Raw genomic sequence first — 20,269 nt, 5'->3', positions numbered from 1 at the left:
ACTGATCAATCAGTTGCCGCTTTTCTTGGCAGCGCGGGTACGCTCGCTTTCGCCAAGAATTTTCTTACGCAGGCGGATCGACTTTGGAGTCACTTCGCAGAGTTCGTCTTCTTGCACGAATTCCAGCGCTTGTTCCAGAGTGAAACGGATAGGCGGAACCAGAGCGATGGTTTCGTCTTTACCGGAAGCACGCATGTTGTCGAGCTTCTTGCCTTTGGTTGGGTTTACACCCAGGTCGTTGTCGCGGCTGTTGATGCCGACGATTTGACCTTCGTACACGTCTTCGCCGTGGCCCAGGAACAGCTTGCCACGTGCCTGCAGGGTTTCCAGCGAGTAAGTCAGAGCCTTACCGGTAGCAACCGAAACCAGAACGCCGTTCTGACGGCCGGACATGTCGCCGGACTTCATCACGTCGTAACGGTCGAAGATGCTGGTCAGGATGCCGGCACCGGAAGTCAGGGTCAGGAACTCGTTACGGAAACCGATCAAGCCACGAGCCGGGATGTTGTACTCAAGGCGAACACGCCCTTTGCCATCCGGAACCATGTTGGTCAGGTCGCCTTTACGGATACCGATCTGTTCCATGATCGCGCCCTGGGACTCTTCAGGCAGGTCGATGGTGACGTTTTCGTACGGTTCGTGCTTCACGCCGTCAACCAGACGGATGATCACTTCAGGACGACCAACGCCCATTTCGAAGCCTTCGCGACGCATGGTTTCGATCAGTACCGAGAGGTGCAACTCGCCACGGCCGGAAACCTTGAACTTGTCAGCGGTGTCGCCTTCTTCAACGCGCAGGGCAACGTTGAACAGCAGCTCTTTGTCCAGACGTTCCTTGATGTTACGGCTGGTGACGAACTTGCCTTCTTTACCGCAGAAAGGCGAATCGTTTACCTGGAAAGTCATGGAAACGGTTGGTTCGTCAACGGTCAGCGGCTTCATCGCTTCGACGTTCAGTGGGTCGCACAGAGTGTCGGAGATGAACAGCTGGTCGAAGCCGCTGATGCAGACGATGTCGCCGGCAGCTGCTTCTTCAACGTCGATGCGGTGCAGACCGTGGTGACCCATCAGCTTCAGGATACGGCCGTTGCGGCGTTTGCCGTCAGCGTCGATCGCTACAACCTGAGTGTTCGGCTTGACCTTGCCGCGAGCGATACGGCCAACGCCGATGACGCCCAGGAAGCTGTTGTAGTCCAGTGCCGAGATTTGCATCTGGAACGGACCGTCACGGTCAACCTTTGGCGCAGGAACGTGGTCAACAATCGCCTGGTACAGCGGGGTCATGTCTTCCGCCATGGCGGTGTGTTCCAGACCGGCAATACCGTTCAGCGCGGAAGCGTAAACGACCTGGAAGTCCAGCTGTTCTTCGGTAGCACCCAGGTTGTCGAACAGGTCGAAGATCTGATCCAGAACCCAGTCCGGACGCGCGCCTGGACGGTCAACCTTGTTGATGACCACGATTGGACGCAGGCCGGCTTCGAAAGCCTTCTTGGTCACGAAACGGGTCTGCGGCATAGGGCCGTCTTGAGCGTCAACCAGCAGCAGAACGGAGTCAACCATCGACATCACGCGCTCTACTTCACCGCCGAAGTCGGCGTGGCCCGGGGTATCCACGATGTTGATGTGGTAGCCGTTCCAGTTGATAGCGGTGTTTTTCGCCAGAATGGTAATACCGCGTTCTTTCTCCTGGTCGTTGGAGTCCATCACGCGTTCGTCGTTGAGCTCGCCGCGTTCCAGGGTGCCGGATTGACGCAAGAGTTTGTCTACCAGGGTGGTTTTACCATGGTCAACGTGAGCAATGATGGCGATGTTGCGTAGATTTTCGATCACTTGTGTATCTCGATCAGAGGATTCGGTCAGCTGAATAAATCTAGACAGCTATTTATAACGTTAGAGTCGGCCAAAAGCCGTTACGGCTAGACGACTGGCGTCGGGGGGCCGGTGACGCAAGCCACAGGCAAACAGCCCCGGGCACTTAGCTCGGTCGATAAACGCGCACATTGGCATGCCCCTCACTGAGCAAATGATGAGCATGCAGGCGACTCATGACGCCTTTGTCGCAATACAACAGGTACTGGCGCGTGTCATCCAGTTCCTTGAAGCGGCTGTTCAGTGCATAGAACGGCAGCGCCTGTATTTCAATGCCGGTCAATTGCAGCGGCTGGTCTTCCTGGGCATCCGGATGACGGATGTCGATGATGACCTGACCTGCCAGCGCTTGACTGACTTCCTCTATCTCGATGCTGCGGCTCAAATCGTCGATAACCCGATCGATCGAAACCAGCTTGGCATTCTCCAGCGCTCGCTCGAGAATCGCCATGTCGAACTGTTGTTCTTCGTACTCAACGCGGTTGCGCTTGGCGTTGGTCTTGGGGTTGATCGAAATCACCCCGCAATACTCAGGCATGTGCTTGGCGAAATCGGCAGTACCGATTTCAACCGCCTGATCGACGATGTCCTGCTTGTGGCTGGTGATCAGCGGGCGCAGGACCAGCTTGTCAGTGGCCGCATCGATCAGCGACAGGTTCGGCAACGTCTGGCTGGCCACCTGGGAAATCGCTTCGCCGGTTACCAGCACGTCGATTTCCAGGCGATCAGCAATAGAGGATGCAGCGCGCAACATCATACGCTTCAAAACTACACCCATATGACTGTTATCGACTTTCTGCAGAATTTCTCCGAGAACTTCCTCGAAAGGCACGCTGACAAACAGCACTCTTTGCGAGCTGCCGTACTTCTTCCAGATGAAATGCGCGACTTCCATCACGCCCAGTTCGTGGGCACGACCGCCCAGGTTGAAGAAGCAGAAGTGCGCCATAAGCCCGCGCCGCATGACCTGATAGGCCGCGACGGTCGAATCGAAACCGCCGGACATCAACACCAGGGTCTGTTCGAGCGCGCCCAGCGGATATCCGCCGATACTGTTGTGCTGGCTGTGAATCACGAACAACCGTTGGTCGCGAATTTCCATCCGCACTTCGATTTCCGGCTTTTTCAGGTCGATCCCGGCCGCGCCGCACTCGATCCGCAGCTTGCTGCCGACGTATTTTTCGACGTCCATCGAGCTGAACGAATGCTTGCCGGCACGCTTGCAGCGCACGGAAAAAATCTTCCCCGGCAGTAAGTCGGCGTAGTGCAGTTTGCACTTGGCGAGGATGTCGTCCATGTCGCCCAGCGGGTATTCAGCCACCTGCAGGAAGTTGGCGATGCCGGGCATGCAACTGAGGCGCTCAGTCATCTCGTGCAGGGTCTTGGGCTCAGTGATACGCGTCTGAACCTCAAGATTGTCCCACACGCCCCCCACCACCAGTGCCGGGTCCAGGTCGCGGAGCACGGTACGGATGTTCTTGGCCAGCTGGCGGATGAATTGCTTGCGCACCGGCCGGCTTTTGATAGTGATTTCTGGGAAGACTTTTACGATTAGTTTCATGAAACAGCGCGCGAGGTGCCTGCCGAAAAAGAGGGGGCGGGATTATAGCGGAAATTGCTCAAGGTTTAACCAGTTATCGTGCAACCAATCATCGATGCACCAAAACGGATCTACCGACTAGTTGCCCGCATCATTAAGGTGCGTGCAAATTAGTTAAAATCGCGTTTTCCCCCTATAAAGAGCCTGTTTGACGCAAAAAACCCAACACGGGGCACTGGCATGCAATTTGCTCCCTTGTGAGGCAGGTTGCCTTAGCCGAGTATTCGCGCCGGCATCACCCAAATTCTAAGGGCCTAAACCATAAAACGGCCCGAAGCCACCCGGAGGACACCATGTCGAAGTCGGTTCAACTCATCAAAGATCATGACGTTAAGTGGATTGATCTGCGCTTCACGGACACCAAAGGCACTCAGCATCACGTGACCATGCCGGCTCGCGACGCGCTGGATGAAGATTTCTTTGAAATCGGCAAAATGTTCGACGGCTCCTCCATTGCTGGCTGGAAAGGCATCGAAGCTTCCGACATGATCCTGATGCCGGACGACAGCACTGCCGTGCTCGACCCGTTCACCGAAGAGCCAACCATCATCCTGGTTTGCGACATCATCGAACCTTCGACCATGCAAGGCTATGACCGCGACCCACGCGCCATCGCTCACCGTGCCGAGGAATACCTGAAGTCCACCGGTATCGGCGACACCGTATTTGTGGGTCCGGAACCAGAATTCTTCATCTTCGACGAAGTGAAGTTCAAGTCCGACATCTCCGGTTCCATGTTCAAGATCTTCTCCGAACAAGGTTCGTGGATGTCTGACCAGGACGTGGAAGGCGGCAACAAAGGCCACCGTCCAGGCGTGAAAGGCGGCTATTTCCCTGTTCCGCCATTCGACCACGACCACGAAATCCGTACCTCCATGTGTAATGCCATGGAAGAAATGGGCCTGGTCATCGAAGTTCACCACCACGAAGTGGCGACTGCCGGTCAGAACGAAATCGGCGTCAAGTTCAACACGCTGGTCAAGAAGGCTGACGAAGTTCAGACCCTCAAGTACTGCGTACACAACGTTGCCGACGCTTACGGCCGCACCGCTACCTTCATGCCTAAGCCTTTGTACGGCGATAACGGTTCGGGTATGCACGTTCACATGTCCATCTCCAAAGATGGCAAGAACACCTTCGCTGGCGAAGGTTATGCCGGCCTGTCCGACACCGCCCTGTTCTTCATCGGCGGCATCATCAAGCACGGTAAGGCACTGAACGGCTTCACCAACCCGTCGACCAACTCCTACAAGCGTCTGGTCCCAGGTTTCGAAGCTCCGGTAATGCTGGCCTACTCGGCTCGTAACCGTTCCGCTTCCATCCGTATTCCTTACGTGTCGAGCCCTAAAGCCCGCCGTATCGAAGCGCGCTTCCCGGATCCAGCAGCCAACCCGTACCTGGGCTTCGCTGCACTGTTGATGGCTGGCCTGGACGGCATCCAGAACAAGATCCACCCTGGCGACGCAGCTGACAAAAACCTGTATGACCTGCCGCCTGAAGAGGCCAAAGAGATCCCACAAGTTTGCGGCAGCCTGAAAGAAGCCCTGGAAGAGCTGGACAAAGGTCGTGCGTTCCTGACTAAAGGCGGCGTTTTCAGCGACGACTTCATCGACGCTTACATCGCTCTGAAAAGCGAAGAAGAAATCAAAGTACGCACCTTCGTACACCCACTGGAATACGAGCTGTACTACAGCTGCTGATCCAGTCACGTCAGCGGTTTTGACGTAACAAAGAGGCCTCCTTCGGGAGGCCTTTTTTATGCGCCGGTTTTCTGGTTGACTACCCGGCCCTGCGCGAAATCGCTCGGGTGCGGGCTTGCAGCCGCAACGCTTGGATCCCACAAAAACAACGTAGAGATCAACCGATGCCCAATGCCAGCAAAATGGTCCGACGTCTGCTTCTTCCCGCATGCCTCGTCAGTATCGGCGCGTGCACCTCGAATCTCCCGGCTCCGCCGCCGCCCCCGCAGCACTGGCGCCCTTGCTCGGCAGCATCAGCGAGCGGCTGACCATCGCCGATCAGGTCGCGCTGACCAAATGGGACAGCGGCAAACCGATTCAGGACAGCCCGCGCGAACAGCAGGTAATTGCCGCCGCAGCCAAACTTGCGCCGAGCTACAAGCTCGATGGCGATGAAGTCAGCCAGTTCCTGGCGGCCCAGATCGAAGCGAACAAACTGGTGCAATACGCGCTGCTTGCCAGCTGGCACGCAGTCGGCAAGGCGCCCGACAGCCCAAGGCCGGACCTGACCAAACAGATCCGCCCGAAGCTTGATCAGCTGCAAATCCAGCTGCTGCAACATTACGCGGCGTTTGCCCCTTATCGACGCGACCCTCACTGCCCGAACTGGTTGGGACAGCAGCGTGCGCGGCAGGTCAGCGACTCGATTCATGATCTGGCGCTGGTGCGGGCAACCGGGGAATTGTGTATCAAGAGCCAATAGGCACCGCGTTCATCGACGCAGTAAACAGGCCTCCTTCGCGAGGCCTTTTTTATGCTCGATGAAAATCAGCATCCCGGTGCGGTATTGGGTTACCGCATTCACGTTCGGCCTTTTTGACATCCTTCGCATTTCGCGCACCTGCTCGATTCAGAGCGGTGCAATGAGCCGCCGTTATAGGCAGGCTCCAACGAACGAAGGAATACCTCAGATATGCTCAAAAAAGCGCTCGTTGTTCTTGGCGTACTGCTGACCACCACCGCCTGTAATGCACAGTCCGGCAAGCTTGATTCAACGGTATTGCTCAAATCGACCACTTCCTGGGACGGCACAGCCTACACGGCTTACCCTGCCGGCCAGCCGGAACTGACCGTGCTGAAAATCAACATACCGGCGAAAACCACGCTGAACTGGCACAAACATCCGATTCCCAACGCCGCTTATGTGGCCTCGGGCGAACTGGAAGTCGAAACACAGGACGGCAGTCATTCAATTTGCCTGAAACAGGGTGACACCCTGGCGGAATTGGTGGATATCATGCATCGCGGCAAGACCGGCGATAGCCCGGTGGAACTCATTGTGTTCTATGCTGGCACTCCGGGCGTTGCACTGTCGGAGTAGCTGCCGCAGTAATCACCAGAGTAACCGTGCAAGCCATTGTCGTCGGAGTGTTCATGCGTCGAAGTCTTTTCTGTCTGCTGCTGTTGATCGCCTTGCCTGCGGCGGCGCAGATCTACAAATACACCGATTCCAACGGCAACACCGCGTTTACCAATCAGCCTCCGGATGGCATCAAGGCCGAGGTCATCGAGTTGCCGCCGCTGAACAGCGTCGAAACGCCGAAGCCGTCGAGCCCGGTGCAGAGCCCGCCAAGTGAGTCACGCCCGTCTGCTTCCCGGCCTGAGGCGGCCTATCAGGTGCTGGAGCTGACCGATCTGCCTGCTGGCGAAGCGCTGCGCGCCAACAACGGCACCTTCACCGTTGGCGTAATGATCCAGCCACGTCTGGCGCCGGGCCATCAATTGCAACTGCTGGTGGATGGCAATCCGTATGGCCAGCCGGGCAATGTTCCGCGGTTGCAGGTCGTCAACCTCGACCGTGGCGAACACAGCTTCGCGGTGATCGTGCTCGATCAACAAGGCATTGTTCAGCAGAGTCCGACCGTGACCCTCACCGTGCAGCGAGTTCATGTCGGCAAGCCTTGAGTCGCGCCTGATGCGCTGCGCCGTGTTCTGGCTGTTGCTGCTGGTCGGCCTGCCGGCAATAGCCGACGTTTATACCTATATCGACGCCGAGGGGAATCGCGTCTTCACCGACCAACCTCGCAAGAACGCCAAACGGGTGGAGATCCTGCCCAGCAACAGCACCACTGGCGCGCCACCCAAGCGTGCCGTGCAAGCCAGCCCGGCCAAGCCCAAGACAAAGGCGATGTTTCGTTACGACTTGCTGCGGATTCTGGTACCTGAACCCGACGCCACGGTGCGCAGCGCTCCAGGTGAATTGATTGTCAGCGTCACCAGCGACCCGGCGCTGCAGCCGGGGCACGGTTATCGATTGCTGGTGGATGGCAAACCGTACGCCGATGCCGGACGCAGCCCGGTCTTTCCCCTGAGCAATATCGACCGAGGCACGCATCAACTGTCGGTGGAAATCGTCGATGAAGCGGGTCGGGTTCTTGAGCGAACGCCTAACCAACCTTTCCACATGCAGCGCATCTCCCTGGCCCAGAAGCGTCTGGCGCGGCCCTGCAAGACTGAAGACTACGGCGTTCGTCCTGAATGCCCGCTGAGCACCAAGCCCGAAGAAAAAAGCAGTTTCCTGCCTTTTTTCTGACTGCGACCTGATCCTGAACGGCTAAGCTCCATATTGGTGCATTAAATTGTCAGCCTGCGAGAGCTTGAACCCATTTTGGGTCGAAAAAAGCTCGCCCCTGTGACCAAAAGCAGACCTCTGTCCAAAAAAAGCCCGAATTTGCAGATTAAACGCTTCTTTTCGGAGCCTTGGTTTGGTTTTTGCAACTTCCCCGTAACAGCACCCATATCTGCACTGTACGCAAGCGTATCAGTGGTTTTGCCAACGCTGGAAAAGACCAACCAGTGCCTGCGATACCGGGCTTGCCTGGGTTGCAATGTGCCAAAAGAGGTCAACGACTTTCATGACTATCAGCGACGCGCTGCACCGTTTGTTACTGGATAACCTGACCACTGCCACCATTCTGCTCAATGCTGACCTGCGCCTTGAGTACATGAACCCCGCGGCGGAAATGCTGCTGGCCATCAGCGGTCAACGCAGCCATGGGCAATTCATCAGCGAATTGTTCACCGAGTCGGCAGAAGCCTTGAGCTCGCTGCGTCAGGCCGTGGAACAAGCGCACCCGTTCACCAAGCGCGAGGCAATGCTCACCGCCCTGACGGGTCAGACGTTGACGGTTGATTACGCAGTTACGCCGATCCTCAGCCAGGGCGAAACCCTGCTGCTGCTGGAGGTCCATCCCCGTGATCGCCTGCTGCGCATCACCAAGGAAGAGGCCCAGTTGTCCAAGCAGGAAACCACCAAAATGCTGGTGCGTGGCCTGGCCCATGAAATCAAGAATCCATTGGGCGGGATTCGTGGCGCGGCCCAGTTGCTGGCCCGCGAACTGCCTGAAGAAAGCCTCAAGGATTACACCAACGTCATCATCGAAGAGGCCGACCGCCTGCGTAACCTCGTGGATCGCATGCTGGGCTCAAACAAACTGCCTTCGCTGGCGATGACCAACGTGCATGAAGTGCTGGAGCGCGTCTGCAGTCTGGTCGACGCCGAAAGCCAGGGTTGCATCACTTTGGTGCGCGACTATGATCCAAGTATTCCCGACGTATTGATCGACCGCGAACAGATGATTCAGGCCGTGCTCAACATCGTGCGCAACGCGATGCAAGCCATCAGCGGCCAGAACGAGCTGCGCCTGGGGCGCATCAGTCTGCGCACCCGCGCCATGCGGCAATTCACCATCGGTCATGTGCGTCATCGGCTGGTGGCCAAGGTTGAAATCATCGACAACGGCCCCGGTATTCCGGCCGAGCTTCAGGAAACCATTTTTTACCCGATGGTCAGCGGCCGTCCCGACGGCACCGGGCTCGGACTTGCCATTACCCAGAACATAATTAGTCAGCACCAAGGACTGATCGAGTGTGACAGCCATCCTGGCCACACCACGTTTTCGATCTTCCTGCCGCTGGAACAAGGAGCAGCTTCGACATGAGCCGTAGTGAAACTGTCTGGATCGTCGATGACGATCGTTCCATCCGTTGGGTATTGGAAAAGGCCTTGCAACAGGAAGGCATGACCACGCAAAGCTTCGACAGCGCCGACGGCGTGATGAGCCGCCTGGCCCGTCAGCAACCGGACGTCATCATTTCCGATATCCGCATGCCCGGCGCCAGTGGTCTCGATCTGCTGGCGCGGATTCGCGAACAGCACCCGCGTCTGCCGGTCATCATCATGACCGCCCACTCCGACCTCGATAGCGCCGTGGCGTCCTATCAAGGCGGGGCGTTCGAATACCTGCCCAAGCCATTTGACGTCGATGAAGCGGTGTCGCTGGTCAAGCGTGCCAACCAGCATGCCCAGGAACAGCAAGGCATCAACGTTGCACCAACCCTGACCCGCACGCCGGAAATCATTGGCGAAGCGCCAGCGATGCAGGAAGTGTTTCGCGCCATCGGCCGCTTGAGCCACTCCAACATCACCGTGCTGATCAACGGCGAATCGGGCACCGGTAAAGAACTGGTCGCCCACGCCTTGCACCGCCACAGCCCGCGTTCAGCCTCGCCGTTCATTGCCTTGAACATGGCGGCGATCCCCAAAGACTTGATGGAATCCGAACTGTTCGGCCACGAGAAAGGCGCGTTCACCGGCGCAGCCAACCTGCGTCGCGGTCGTTTCGAGCAAGCCGATGGCGGCACGCTGTTCCTCGATGAAATCGGCGACATGCCTGCCGATACCCAAACGCGTTTGCTGCGGGTTCTGGCGGATGGCGAGTTCTATCGTGTTGGCGGTCATACACCGGTCAAGGTCGACGTACGAATCATCGCCGCGACTCACCAGAATCTGGAAACCCTGGTGCAAGCGGGCAAATTCCGTGAAGACTTGTTTCACCGTCTGAACGTGATCCGCATCCACATTCCGCGCATGTCCGACCGTCGCGAAGATATTCCGACGCTGGCCAAGCACTTCCTGAGTCGTGCAGCCCAGGAGCTGGCAGTCGAACCAAAGCTGCTCAAGCCGGAAACCGAGGAATACCTCAAGCACCTGCCATGGCCGGGTAACGTGCGTCAGCTGGAAAACACCTGCCGCTGGATCACCGTCATGGCATCCGGCCGTGAGGTGCATATCAGCGACTTACCGCCTGAACTGCTGAGCCTGCCGCAAGACGCCGCGCCCGTGACCAACTGGGAACAAGCGCTGCGTCAGTGGGCCGACCAGGCACTGGCTCGCGGCCAGTCCAGCCTGCTCGACAGCGCCGTGCCAACCTTCGAACGCATCATGATCGAAACCGCCCTCAAACACACCGCCGGTCGCCGTCGCGACGCCGCTGTGCTGCTGGGTTGGGGCCGCAATACCTTGACGCGCAAGATCAAGGAACTGGGCATGAAGATCGATGGCGGGGATGACGACGAGGGTGATGAGGGCTGATCAAAAAGCCACTGAATGGTCTGTCGTAGGACCGGCTTTAGCCGGGAGGGCAATTGATGCTCTCGCGACTAAAGTCGCTCCTACGGCGGATTCGCTGCCTATCGCACCAAATGCAAAAACTGCATATGGCGTTCGTACTGGTCAAGAATATCGTTGATGACCTGTTCCTTGGTGTAACCCACCAGATCGTAATCCTGGCTGCCTTCGCTCAAGTGAACCTCGGCGCGGTAGTAGCGTCGATTATTCAGCTGCTTGGAACCCATGCCGCCCCGAGCAAACGACGGGGTAAAGAAGCCCTTCATCATCACCTGATAAATGAACGGCCTTTCTTCGCCGTGGCCGATTTCCAGACTCACGCTGTCGTTGGCCGGGTCAGGCTGAGCGACCACATTCAGGCCTTTTTCGACAAACACATTGGTCACGTCCTCGATGGCCGGACGCACCGTCTGCTCAAGAAAGCGATACACCTCGTCCCGTGACGGGTAATGCACCGCCTGGCTCAAGCGCTGCCGCCAGCCGCCGCGCCGCGCCCCCGAAGCCGGAGCCAGCGAATACAGCTGGGCAATCTGCCGCTGGGATTCCATGAAGAACGCTTTGTGCAGCCCCCACATCATCAGCAATAGAATCAGCGAGAACGGCAGCGACGTCAGCACCACCGCAGATTTCAACGCATCGATACTGCCGGAGAACAACAGGCCACTGGTGATCAGCGCCGTCGCGACACCCCAGAAAACCCGCAGCCATTTCGGACCGTCCTCGTCGGGATTGCCGCCCTTGGCCGACAAAGTTGAAAGCACCACAGTGCCCGAATCGGCCGAGGTCACGAAGAACACAAAGCTGATGAACACCGTGACCGCGATGACGGTTTTGCTCCACGGGTAGGTTTCCAGCAGCAGATACAGGGTCATCGACGGATCATCGATAGCCGATTGCCCCAAGGCAACCATGCCGTGATTGATCACCTGATCGATAGCGCTGTTGCCGAAAATCGACATCCACGCCAGGGTGAAACCCAGCGGAATCAGCAGCACGCCGAAGACGAATTCACGAATGGTGCGACCCCGGGAAATACGCGCGATGAACAGGCCCACAAACGGCGACCAGGCAATCCACCAGGCCCAATAGAACACTGTCCAGCCGCCCAGCCAGTCACTCGGCTTGTCGTAGGCGTAAACATCGAAACTCTTGGTCGGCAACGCGCCCAGGTAATCCCCGATGTTCTGCACCAGGGTATTGAGCAAGTGCTGCGTCGGCCCGGCGAACAGCACAAACAGCAGCAACGCGCAGGCCAGCAACATGTTGATGTCGGACATGACGCGCACGCCCTTATCGACACCGGCAATCGCCACCAGAATCGCCGCGCCCATCATCAGCGTGATCAATCCGACCTGAATCCATTGGGTATGCGGCACGTCGAACAGATAATCCAGGCCAGAGTTCAGGTGCAACACGCCAAAGCCCATATCGGCACCGAGGCCGAAGATGGTCGCAATGATACCGAAGCCATCCACCGCATAGCCGATAGGGCCATTGATGCGCTTGCCGATCAGTGGATACAAGGCCGAACGCAGGGCCAGCGGCAAATTATGTCGATACGCGAAATACGCCAGTGCCATGCCGACGAAGGCGAACACACCCCAGCCATGCAGACCCCAGTGCAGAAACAGCAACTGCATCGCCTGCCGCGCCGACTCAGTCGTCCCGCCCTCGCCTTGCGGCGGTTGCAGCATGTGCGTCAGCGGTTCTGACACGCAGAAGAAGAACAGCGTGATGCTGATCCCGGCGGCGAACAACATCCCCGCCCAGGACAGATAACTGAACTCGGGCTCGTCATGGTCGGCACCGAGCTTGATCTTGCCGTAGCCAGACAACGCAGTGAACACCACGAAGACCAGATACAACGTCATCGCCAGCATGTAATACCAGCCGACCGTATTGGCCGCCCAGTTCTGCGCCGCCAGCAACCATTGGCCGGAAGCCTCGGGAAACGCGATGACGACCACGCCAAAAATCAGAATAAAAGACGCCGCGAAATAAAACACCGGCGGATTCATGCGGACCGAACCGCTGGCTTGCGTAGCAGATGTACTCATAAAAACTGCACCTCCAGATGAAGGAAAGCAGCAGCAAAAAACGGATTCAGCAAAGGTAAGCCTCCTGTTGTGAGCGGGCAGCGAACCACCGATTTATATTGAATGAGCGTTCAATTAAAACACGGAAGCACCCACGACGGCTAATCGCAGGCCAATGGAGGCTAGCTCAAGGGAGGTTATGACGCCGGGGTTGTGGGGTTCGTTCCCTGCCAAAAAATCGGTCGATGAATCGATTCAGTAGGCCAATGGAGGCTAGCTCAAGGGAGGTTATGACGCCGGGGTTGTGGGGTTCGTTCCCTGCCAAAAAATCGCGGTCAATAAAAACAAGGTCGTAGCGTGCCCATTCCTCCTCGCGAAACTCGGCGTCGGGCATGAGGGTTTTCAAAAGGGCTGCGACTTCGTCGATTTTGCGTTTTTCGACGTGGATTTCGAAGCTAGCCATAGTGTTGTGCTGGTAGCTGGTGACGATCATTTTTCTTTTCCGGTCAATAAAAACAAGGTCGTAGCGTGCCCATTTTTTGGTGCGTTGCCTGACCGGGTTTTCGAACGTCATCAGTTCTGATTTGCGCTCATTTGCGTTGAGACTAACCTCATCAGCGTTCTCGCTGTCACTCATAGCAACGGCCTTCTTCATAATCCACATTCGACGGTGCGTATAATTTTGCGAGCGAAAGAAATTCGTCAAACCGGTCTTTTGGAAGAAAAGTTTGAAAATAAAGATAGTTTTCTTCAAAGGGAATATCGGGATCATAGCGCCGCTGAAGAACAACAAGGCCTCTCTTTCTATCGACGAATATGAGGTGAGGTCTATCCCACTTAAAACTGCTGTGGCTGATTTCATTTTCCCATTTTAGTAAGCCGCTTGCTGAGGCCGCAGCCATTGCTGCCGGACCGGCAAGCGCCCATACGAAGCTCGGCTCTATTAAAATCATAGTCAGTACGGCAACAAAGAAAAAGACGCTGATACCTTTGAACACGTAAGGAGTGTAAACCCAATAGTGCTGCCAGTACTCGACCCACCCTCCAGCGTGAGTAATTACATAATTGTAGACTGTTTTTTTTCTAGCTACGACTAGCCAAAAGAGAAGAACGAAGCACATGCTACAAACACTCGTAATCCTGGTGAACTCTCGATCACTTTCGCTCTCGTAAAACTCTCCGTATAGGAAATAGGAAAAAAAATTAAAACGAACCCCCCAAATGTCATGTCTACAATCCGCATTGGATGTGGATGGGCTTTGATTCTCCACGCCATAACCTCAGCTCCTTGAAAGGGCTCAATATCGGCTAACTGAGGGTCATTCTCTGATGGCTCTGGTTGAAGAGCTGCGCCACTATCATTGCTCGCCATAGTTTATTTCCTTATTACGAGACCAAACTGAGCGTCACTCACCACTTCCACTCCTCCTCGCGAAACTCGGCGTTGGGCATGAGGGTTTTCAGAAGGGCGACGACTTCGTCGATTCTGCGTTTTTCGACGTGGATTTCGAAGCCGGCCATTGTGTTGCTCTGGTAGCTGGTGACGATCATTTTTCTTTTTCGGTCAATAAAAACAAGGTCGTAGCGTGACCATTTTTTGGTGCGTTGCCTGACCGGGTTTTCGACCGTCATCAGTTTTGAAGAAGCTGCAAATGCCATCGCACCAGGGCCGGCTAGCATCCATATGAAGCTTGGCTCCATGGCGATCATTGTCAGGACCGCGACAAAAAAGGTGATTGCGATACCTTTGAAAATGTATGGTGTAAAACTTGCGTAGTCTTGCCAATCTTCAACATGCGCGCCGTCTTCGGTCAGGATGTAGCTATATATCGTTTTTTTTCTGGCAACTACTAACCAGAGAAAAAGTAGCAGCAACATGGGAAATGCACTTTGGCTAGCGATGAAATTGCCTTCTGCCTCATCTTCATAAAATAGTAGTCCGGCAAGGAAAAAGCCAACTGGTATAGATGTCATCGCTCCAAGTGCCAAATCAATTGCGCGCATTGGGTGTGGGTGAGCCTTGACCATCCAACTCGCAATTTCCGCGCCTTTAAAAGCTTTGCGAGTCAGCACTCGCGACATGCTATCAGTTGAATCGAGACTAACTTCATTAGCGTTCTCACTGTCACTCACAGCAGCGCCTCTCTTTCGCCTTTGGTTGATAAAGGCAGGGTCATAGCTGGTCCATTTTTTTGGTGTGTTGTTCGACCGGGTTATCAAAACACCTAGCGGCAGATGATCCTGGGGCGATCAAGTTTGGTTCAATGGGGCTTATGGCACCCAGATTTAGAGGGACGTTCCCTGATGCTAAGGTGATGGATGAGCGACTCAATAAAACCACTCCCATTCCTCCTCGCGAAACTCGGCGTCGGGCATGAGAGTTTTCAAAAGGGCGACGACTTCGTCGATTTTGCGTTTTTCGACATGCATTTCAAAGCCGGCCATGGTGTCGTTTTGGTAGCTTGGGACGACTATTTTCCTTTTTCGATCGATGAAAACCAGGTCGTAGCGCGACCATGTCGTAGAGTGATGTTCGATCAGGTTTTCGAACTTCATTAGTTTTGAGCACGCCGCTAGCCCTATTGCACCGGGACCGGCCAACATCCATATGAAACTGGGGTCAATCAAGATCATTGTCAGGACCGCGACAGAGAAAATAATCGCGATGCCTTTAAAGATGTGCCCAGTGTATTTTGAGTAGTCAAGCCAGCGCTCAACTTTTCCACCGCTTTCAGAAATAATATAGTTGAACACTGTTTTTCTTCTGAAATCTTTAAAAAAATAGAGCAAAGTCAAATACCCGAAAATGCTCATCACAGTTATAATTTCTTTTATACTTTCGTCTTCATTAAGGGCTCCAAAAAAATAAAAAATAGTATTCATTGAGCCCATAAATCCGAACATGATATCGACCGGGTATATTGGATAAGGGTGCGCTTTAATTTTCCAATTTAAGAGCACTGCACCCTCCTGCTCATCGAGAGGTATCAACTGCGACGAAAGCCCGTCGATTTCACCCTGTTTATCGTTGATCTCTTCTAATTTCATATCATTTTAACCAACAATTGGAAGTATGGCCGCGTCGTTGCGACCACCTAGTTTTTCAATCAAAAGCGTGCTGTTATTAGTTTCGAGAATGTGACCATTGCTCTCGGCTGCTCCCGCAGCGGCCAGCTCAATCTGGAAGCGATACCCCTTGTCACCGTTTCTAACAGTGATGATTGCCGAGGGATACCAGACTTGTGCCTCAAGGTATTGGGCATTGTCAGACACTGGAACCCAAGTCTGCCATATAGCATCCTCGCCTTCCGGCGGGATCGGCTTATAGGGTGGATCGTTGTAGAGCATATCTGGCTTCTGCTCTGACGTAGTTCCCCATCCGACAACAGACTCGGTAATACCATAGCCAATAAAATACTCTTTCAAACTACCTTCCAACGCCTGTACAGGCATCATTGACCCAAGGCGACGGCTGGCTAGCAGATTTACCTGAATAATGTTGCCCCGTAGCGCAGCAGGAATACGTAGTTGAACCCAAGCTCCGTTTGGCACTTCCCGCAGCACGGAACCAGTGTGGCCGACATTAAAGTATTTAGTTACAAGAGTAGGTTTCACGAAAAGTGCGGGGCTAAGCTGGATTTCGAGAAATAGATTATTTTCTTCGCCTTCGTCCTGGAATCGTTCTTCAGGGTACTGAGACCACCTGCATTTGTGAAGCCAATGTCCTATTGCATCGCGTTTCAAATAGTTAAGGGCGACCGTCGTAAATAAATAAATAAGACCGATAATTACAGCACCAGCTGCAAACCACGGATTCATTACTAGCGGAATAAGAAAGTTAGATCCTGCGAGTGCCAACATTCCAGCTGAAGTTTGTGCTACTCCAATCCCTAACATACCAAAAACCGCAGCAGCTTTTATAAGAAGATAACTTTTGTCTAATGCAAATTCCGTAGATCTGTAGTCATCAATAATGTCCCATGACTCCAGTGAAGCCGCCACTACTGCGAAACCGCCCAAGCCAATCAACCGTGCGCTGAACCCACGAATCAATTTCCCCCAAGACTGAGTCCTACCCTCGGTTCCGGCCCAATAGCTTGCTGACTTGCCAGTAATTTTAACTATTTTTTTATCTCGGATTTCCGTCTCCAACCCCTTCATCCCCACCCAAGCCGTCTCCACAAAAACCGCCATCAGCGCGTTCCCGGTGTAAGCCGCTGCGGAGCCGATCTTTGCCCAGTCCTTGGCATTCAGATCGCCGTCTTTACTGGCGAGCTGATATGTAGCCATCGTATTGAAGAAGTTGACGACCACCAGGCCCCAGGTAATTGCGCCTGCATTGAGCCCATGTTGTTCGGTAAAGGCTCGGGCGTGGCTTTGCCAGTTGCCGGCCAACTGAGCGCTGTTTTTGTGGAAGTGGGCGATTTCCATTTGCAGTCGGCGCAGGTAACGGTTTTGGGCGTAGTCCAGTAAATGCGGTCGTTGCAGATTGTGCTGCTCGATGTGCTCGTTCAGTTCGACCAGTACTTCTGCCACTCGCTTGCGGTCATAACGACCGCCCGGGTTTGACCAGTGGTGCTCAACGACCAGTTTTTCGTTACGCAGCCGTTCTGCTTCCTTGCTCCAGGCGGCGATGCGCTCGTTGAATTCCTGGTCAATCTTCAGTCGGTCCTGATGGCTGAACAGCAAATGACCGATGGTGAGATTGCGCAGGGCAATGGCCTGATCGCTCATGCGACTGTCCACCGCGATGAACGCCAGCTGAATCTGTTCCAAGGTCGTTTTGCCGGCGCCCTTGGCTAATTCCGTCAACGCCTGGAGCGTCAGCTGCACGGGCTCGCTCAAGACCCTTATCCAGGGATGTGCCGCTATCGCATCGTGATTGAGGAAACCATTAATCTCTCCCGCCCGGCCCGCCAGGGCGGTGAAGTCGGTGATGCCGGACATCAGGCGATTGGCCTCGTTGGTCATCGCCTCTTTGATGGGCGCGGAGAAGCCGTAGCGGGTCAGGCCGAACAGGGTTCTGCTTCGCTCTTCCTCTTTTTCCAGCCATCGGGAAAAGCTCACGTCCTGGCTGAGGCTGCACAACAGTTCGGCAGTGAGGTCCAGAAGGCAGTGCAGCGAGGTGGCATTGGTGGTGTCGATGAACAGGCGCATCGGATCAGTGCCGATATGCTCGCCGATGGCCTTGATATCGTCCTGGGTTTGCGTGATGTGCTGCTTCAGGCTGTTGAGTTGTGGCTGTCGAGCTTCAGTGAAATCCCGTGCGGCATCCAGGTCGACTTCGCGACGCCATTTGCTGCGCTCTTGCCAACTGCTGCGCAATGCCGGATCGGGCAGGCGGCCATAGCGGCTTTTCAGCTCGTAGCCCAGAGTGGTCGAAGGCAATTCGACCACTCCCAGGATGAGCCCTTCGGTTCCCGCAGCGGCTCGATCCTCAACGTCCAGCTCCTCGAAATACGCTTCGATGTCGCGAATGTATTGTCGGGTTTTCACCTCATCGCCTTTAACCGAGGCTGGCAGCAATGCGGGGTCGCCACCGACACCGCACAGGCGCTCGACGATGCCCGCGATATTCATCGCATGCTCATGCTCGGCCTGAAACGCGAAGAGCGCGGCCTGATCGGCGATGAGTTGCATGCCCAGGTCTTCCAGCATGCCCAATGAGTCGTCGAGAGCGAACAGCACGGCGCTGGATTTGTCTTCGACGCTGCCGGTCCAGACGACATCTGCGGCCAGCGGCAGCGGCTTGTATCCGGCACCTTCAGGTACCACCGGCGGATTAGCTGAATCGGCGAAGCGCCCGTCGTGATCGACAGGGTAAGGATCGACGTCGGCTACAACTTTTTCGCTCAAGCGGGCCAATGGCAGTGCATGGGTGACCGACATATCGCGGCAGTAGTCGCGCAGGTCCAGCGGCTGCATCCACGAGGCGCGATTCGCCGGGCTGGAACGCATCTGCTCACACATGCGCCAGGTCCATTGCCAGGGCGAAAACGCGATGCGCAATTTGCTGTTTCGCGGATATAGCAGATGCGTGCGGCTCTCGGCTTTTCTCGCACGGATATCCAGCCCTGGCTCGGCGTCGCTCCAGACAATCCGCGTCAGACTCGCGTCTCGAGCATTGAACGCGTACTCATGCAGCACCTCGTCCATGTCGTTGTAGACGTAAACAAAGCCATCGCGCAGTTGGCGCAAGGTCAGATTGCGAGTCTGCAACCCGGGATAACGCGCCCATTTACCGCTGGCGGCTAACGGCGTGAGTCTGTCGGGATCGACGTCGTAGCGTGAGCGGTCCAAAGCGTAGCGCATGGGCACGATGGCGATGTCGGGGCCTTTGAACGGGCAGGTGCCCGTTCCGGAAAGAACCGTGTTGGAGAACACGGAATCACGACATTGGGCCGGTTGGCCGTTTTTGTCAGTCATGAGCGACTTCCTTGTGCGTGCGGCTATAGAGTTCGAAAGCACGGATGCGCGGCTCTGGTGCCAGCCCGGCGTTCGCCGCGTCCAGGTTTATCCATTGCTGATAGGGGCTTTGCGGTCGGGAAGCGAAGTCTTGGCCGTAGTCGACGCAAGCCTCGACCCACATGGCGAGTGCACGTTCTGTGACGAGCCCCCATCCCAGACCTGCTTCCAGGCTGGAGTACAGCCAATGGCTGATCTGCGCATCTGCCATTTCGGCGAAGAAATCCGGATTGCGCTCGCCAAGCCAATCGTAGATACGGCCCGTAAATCGCCAGCGCTGAGCCAGTTCCAGCGCGGCAAGCTGATCCTCGCCCAGCAAGGCATGTCGTTCGTCCCACGCGAACTCGGGGCCAGGCCCGCTGAACGTCTGCCATTGCATTTGCTTTGGTGATTCCCAGCTGTGGCGTGGCGAGGCAACCCACCATTGCTCAATCGGCCCAAGATGCTGGCTTGAGCCATTGGGATAACTCGACAACCAGAAATGTGCCACCAGCGGATCGGCAAAGCGCAGCAGGCCGCCGCCGCCCAGGCAATCTGCGGGAGAAATGAAACGGCGCAGGTGATTGGCGACTTGTTCGATGTTGGCGCGGCTGTAGATGAGGGTTGAGTCTTTTCTTAGCGACTCGTGGTCAAGCCATTCCGACAACAACGGGCTGCGTGAGTCGGGTTTGATCAGGATCGGTCCCAGATCATGAAGGTCTTTCCAGCGGGTTCCCAGATACAGCGCATCAATTTCGAACAGTTCGTGTCGTTGATAGAGGCCCACAAGCGCGTCCGCTCTCAGTGCCCCGTCGATGAGCAGATAGTTGGCTTGGGCAGGATGATTCATTGACCAGACTCCGCCAGCGCTTCGCATTCTTCGCAGCGAGACGGTAGAAGCTTGAATTCATCGCGAAGCGCTTGCACAGCAACCTCGGGCACCGGCGTGGACGGAGCACCGGGAGCTGCGACACGTTTTTCGAGCGGCATCGGTGGCAGCGGCACCGCTGGCATCCCCGGCGTCGGCACGCCGCCCGGCAGGATCGGTACACTGCTGAAAATTCCTGCGGGCGAGATGTATAGCCAGTGCCCGCCCGCCTTGATCGTGGTGCTGAGGGTCGCGTCGACGATCGTGTGCTGCCCGGCGGCCAGGTGGACTTCCAGTGCCGCG

Annotated in this window: 16 protein-coding genes and 1 pseudogene; 7 read left to right on the top strand and 10 right to left on the bottom strand. The window is 55.7% G+C overall.

All coding sequences use genetic code 11. The features are described from left to right. Positions 1 to 9 precede the first annotated feature (9 nt). Both typA and thiI read right to left on the bottom strand, forming a co-directional pair. Positions 10 to 1,830: a translational GTPase TypA gene (typA, locus tag CFII64_RS16450; RefSeq protein ID WP_020291938.1), complete on the bottom strand. Its 1,821-nt coding sequence runs from the start codon at positions 1,828 to 1,830 to the stop codon at positions 10 to 12. 145 nt (positions 1,831 to 1,975) lie between these two features. Continuing rightward, positions 1,976 to 3,430, bottom strand: a complete 1,455-nt coding sequence (gene thiI, locus CFII64_RS16445; protein ID WP_020291937.1) for a tRNA uracil 4-sulfurtransferase ThiI — start codon at positions 3,428 to 3,430, stop codon at positions 1,976 to 1,978. Between the two features lie 332 nt (positions 3,431 to 3,762). Here thiI and glnA point away from each other — a divergent pair, with 332 nt between their 5' ends. The 7 genes from glnA to ntrC all read left to right on the top strand — a co-directional run bounded on the left by glnA (position 3,763) and on the right by ntrC (position 10,582). After that, a complete protein-coding gene (glnA, locus tag CFII64_RS16440; RefSeq protein ID WP_020291936.1) occupies positions 3,763 to 5,169 on the top strand; it encodes a glutamate--ammonia ligase in 1,407 nt (468 codons plus the stop codon). 229 nt (positions 5,170 to 5,398) lie between these two features. Further along, positions 5,399 to 5,911 carry a chorismate mutase gene (locus CFII64_RS16435; protein WP_256208103.1) on the top strand — a complete coding sequence of 171 codons (513 nt, stop codon included), beginning with the start codon at positions 5,399 to 5,401 and terminating at the stop codon, positions 5,909 to 5,911. Positions 5,912 to 6,121: 210 nt separating this feature from the next. Then, positions 6,122 to 6,529, top strand: coding sequence for a cupin domain-containing protein (locus CFII64_RS16430; protein ID WP_020291934.1), 408 nt, complete (start codon positions 6,122 to 6,124; stop codon positions 6,527 to 6,529). A 53-nt stretch (positions 6,530 to 6,582) separates the two neighbouring features. After that, the gene (locus tag CFII64_RS16425; protein ID WP_020291933.1) at positions 6,583 to 7,113 is read left to right on the top strand and encodes a DUF4124 domain-containing protein; all 531 of its coding nucleotides are present in this window, start codon (positions 6,583 to 6,585) and stop codon (positions 7,111 to 7,113) included. Between the two features lie 10 nt (positions 7,114 to 7,123). Further along, positions 7,124 to 7,741 (top strand): DUF4124 domain-containing protein, encoded by a 618-nt coding sequence (locus tag CFII64_RS16420; RefSeq protein ID WP_020291932.1) that lies wholly within the window; start codon positions 7,124 to 7,126, stop codon positions 7,739 to 7,741. A gap of 322 nt (positions 7,742 to 8,063) precedes the next feature. Continuing rightward, positions 8,064 to 9,149, top strand: coding sequence for a nitrogen regulation protein NR(II) (glnL, locus tag CFII64_RS16415; RefSeq protein WP_020291931.1), 1,086 nt, complete (start codon positions 8,064 to 8,066; stop codon positions 9,147 to 9,149). After that, positions 9,146 to 10,582, top strand: coding sequence for a nitrogen regulation protein NR(I) (gene ntrC, locus CFII64_RS16410; RefSeq protein WP_020291930.1), 1,437 nt, complete (start codon positions 9,146 to 9,148; stop codon positions 10,580 to 10,582). The genes glnL and ntrC overlap by 4 nt, the downstream gene beginning before the upstream one ends. 98 nt (positions 10,583 to 10,680) lie before the next feature. Here the strand turns inward: ntrC and betT are convergent, their stop codons facing one another. The 8 genes and pseudogenes from betT to CFII64_RS30065 all read right to left on the bottom strand — a co-directional run. After that, complete coding sequence (gene betT / locus CFII64_RS16405; protein WP_218187609.1) at positions 10,681 to 12,636, bottom strand: choline transporter BetT; 1,956 nt, start codon at positions 12,634 to 12,636, stop codon at positions 10,681 to 10,683. Positions 12,637 to 12,841: 205 nt separating this feature from the next. Then, on the bottom strand, positions 12,842 to 13,291 hold the full coding sequence (locus CFII64_RS30285; RefSeq protein ID WP_256208102.1) for a hypothetical protein: 450 nt from the start codon (positions 13,289 to 13,291) through the stop codon (positions 12,842 to 12,844). Continuing rightward, positions 13,284 to 13,775, bottom strand: coding sequence for a hypothetical protein (locus tag CFII64_RS29815; RefSeq protein ID WP_156883209.1), 492 nt, complete (start codon positions 13,773 to 13,775; stop codon positions 13,284 to 13,286). Before CFII64_RS29815 ends, CFII64_RS30285 begins: the two co-directional genes overlap by 8 nt. A gap of 289 nt (positions 13,776 to 14,064) precedes the next feature. Beyond that, positions 14,065 to 14,787, bottom strand: coding sequence for a hypothetical protein (locus CFII64_RS16395; protein WP_020291927.1), 723 nt, complete (start codon positions 14,785 to 14,787; stop codon positions 14,065 to 14,067). Between the two features lie 195 nt (positions 14,788 to 14,982). Continuing rightward, positions 14,983 to 15,702, bottom strand: a complete 720-nt coding sequence (locus CFII64_RS16390) for a hypothetical protein (protein WP_020291926.1) — start codon at positions 15,700 to 15,702, stop codon at positions 14,983 to 14,985. Between the two features lie 6 nt (positions 15,703 to 15,708). After that, complete coding sequence (locus CFII64_RS16385) at positions 15,709 to 19,080, bottom strand: toxin VasX (protein ID WP_020291925.1); 3,372 nt, start codon at positions 19,078 to 19,080, stop codon at positions 15,709 to 15,711. Further along, positions 19,073 to 19,948 (bottom strand): DUF4123 domain-containing protein, encoded by an 876-nt coding sequence (locus CFII64_RS16380; RefSeq protein ID WP_020291924.1) that lies wholly within the window; start codon positions 19,946 to 19,948, stop codon positions 19,073 to 19,075. Before CFII64_RS16380 ends, CFII64_RS16385 begins: the two co-directional genes overlap by 8 nt. Continuing rightward, positions 19,945 to 20,269 (bottom strand): annotated as a pseudogene (locus tag CFII64_RS30065) (type VI secretion system tip protein VgrG); the annotation flags it as partial. The gene CFII64_RS16380 and the pseudogene CFII64_RS30065, both read right to left, overlap by 4 nt.

It is taken from the genome of Pseudomonas sp. CFII64, from assembly GCF_000416235.1.
Classification (GTDB): Bacteria; Pseudomonadota; Gammaproteobacteria; order Pseudomonadales; family Pseudomonadaceae; genus Aquipseudomonas.
Note: the sequence above shows the minus strand (reverse complement) of the source record. Positions and strands in the feature narration are given on the sequence as shown.

What these genes read in the sequence shown, in the direction of transcription:
- thiI (WP_020291937.1), bottom strand. Translation starts at nt 3,430, where the DNA reads ATGAAACTAATCGTAAAAGTCTTCCCAGAAATCACTATCAAAAGCCGG.
- glnA (WP_020291936.1), top strand. Translation starts at nt 3,763, where the DNA reads ATGTCGAAGTCGGTTCAACTCATCAAAGATCATGACGTTAAGTGGATT.
- CFII64_RS16430 (WP_020291934.1), top strand. Translation starts at nt 6,122, where the DNA reads ATGCTCAAAAAAGCGCTCGTTGTTCTTGGCGTACTGCTGACCACCACC.
- CFII64_RS16425 (WP_020291933.1), top strand. Translation starts at nt 6,583, where the DNA reads ATGCGTCGAAGTCTTTTCTGTCTGCTGCTGTTGATCGCCTTGCCTGCG.
- CFII64_RS16420 (WP_020291932.1), top strand. Translation starts at nt 7,124, where the DNA reads ATGCGCTGCGCCGTGTTCTGGCTGTTGCTGCTGGTCGGCCTGCCGGCA.
- glnL (WP_020291931.1), top strand. Translation starts at nt 8,064, where the DNA reads ATGACTATCAGCGACGCGCTGCACCGTTTGTTACTGGATAACCTGACC.
- ntrC (WP_020291930.1), top strand. Translation starts at nt 9,146, where the DNA reads ATGAGCCGTAGTGAAACTGTCTGGATCGTCGATGACGATCGTTCCATC.
- betT (WP_218187609.1), bottom strand. Translation starts at nt 12,636, where the DNA reads ATGAATCCGCCGGTGTTTTATTTCGCGGCGTCTTTTATTCTGATTTTT.
- CFII64_RS30285 (WP_256208102.1), bottom strand. Translation starts at nt 13,291, where the DNA reads ATGAGTGACAGCGAGAACGCTGATGAGGTTAGTCTCAACGCAAATGAG.
- CFII64_RS29815 (WP_156883209.1), bottom strand. Translation starts at nt 13,775, where the DNA reads ATGTGCTTCGTTCTTCTCTTTTGGCTAGTCGTAGCTAGAAAAAAAACA.
- CFII64_RS16390 (WP_020291926.1), bottom strand. Translation starts at nt 15,702, where the DNA reads ATGAAATTAGAAGAGATCAACGATAAACAGGGTGAAATCGACGGGCTT.
- CFII64_RS16385 (WP_020291925.1), bottom strand. Translation starts at nt 19,080, where the DNA reads ATGACTGACAAAAACGGCCAACCGGCCCAATGTCGTGATTCCGTGTTC.
- CFII64_RS16380 (WP_020291924.1), bottom strand. Translation starts at nt 19,948, where the DNA reads ATGAATCATCCTGCCCAAGCCAACTATCTGCTCATCGACGGGGCACTG.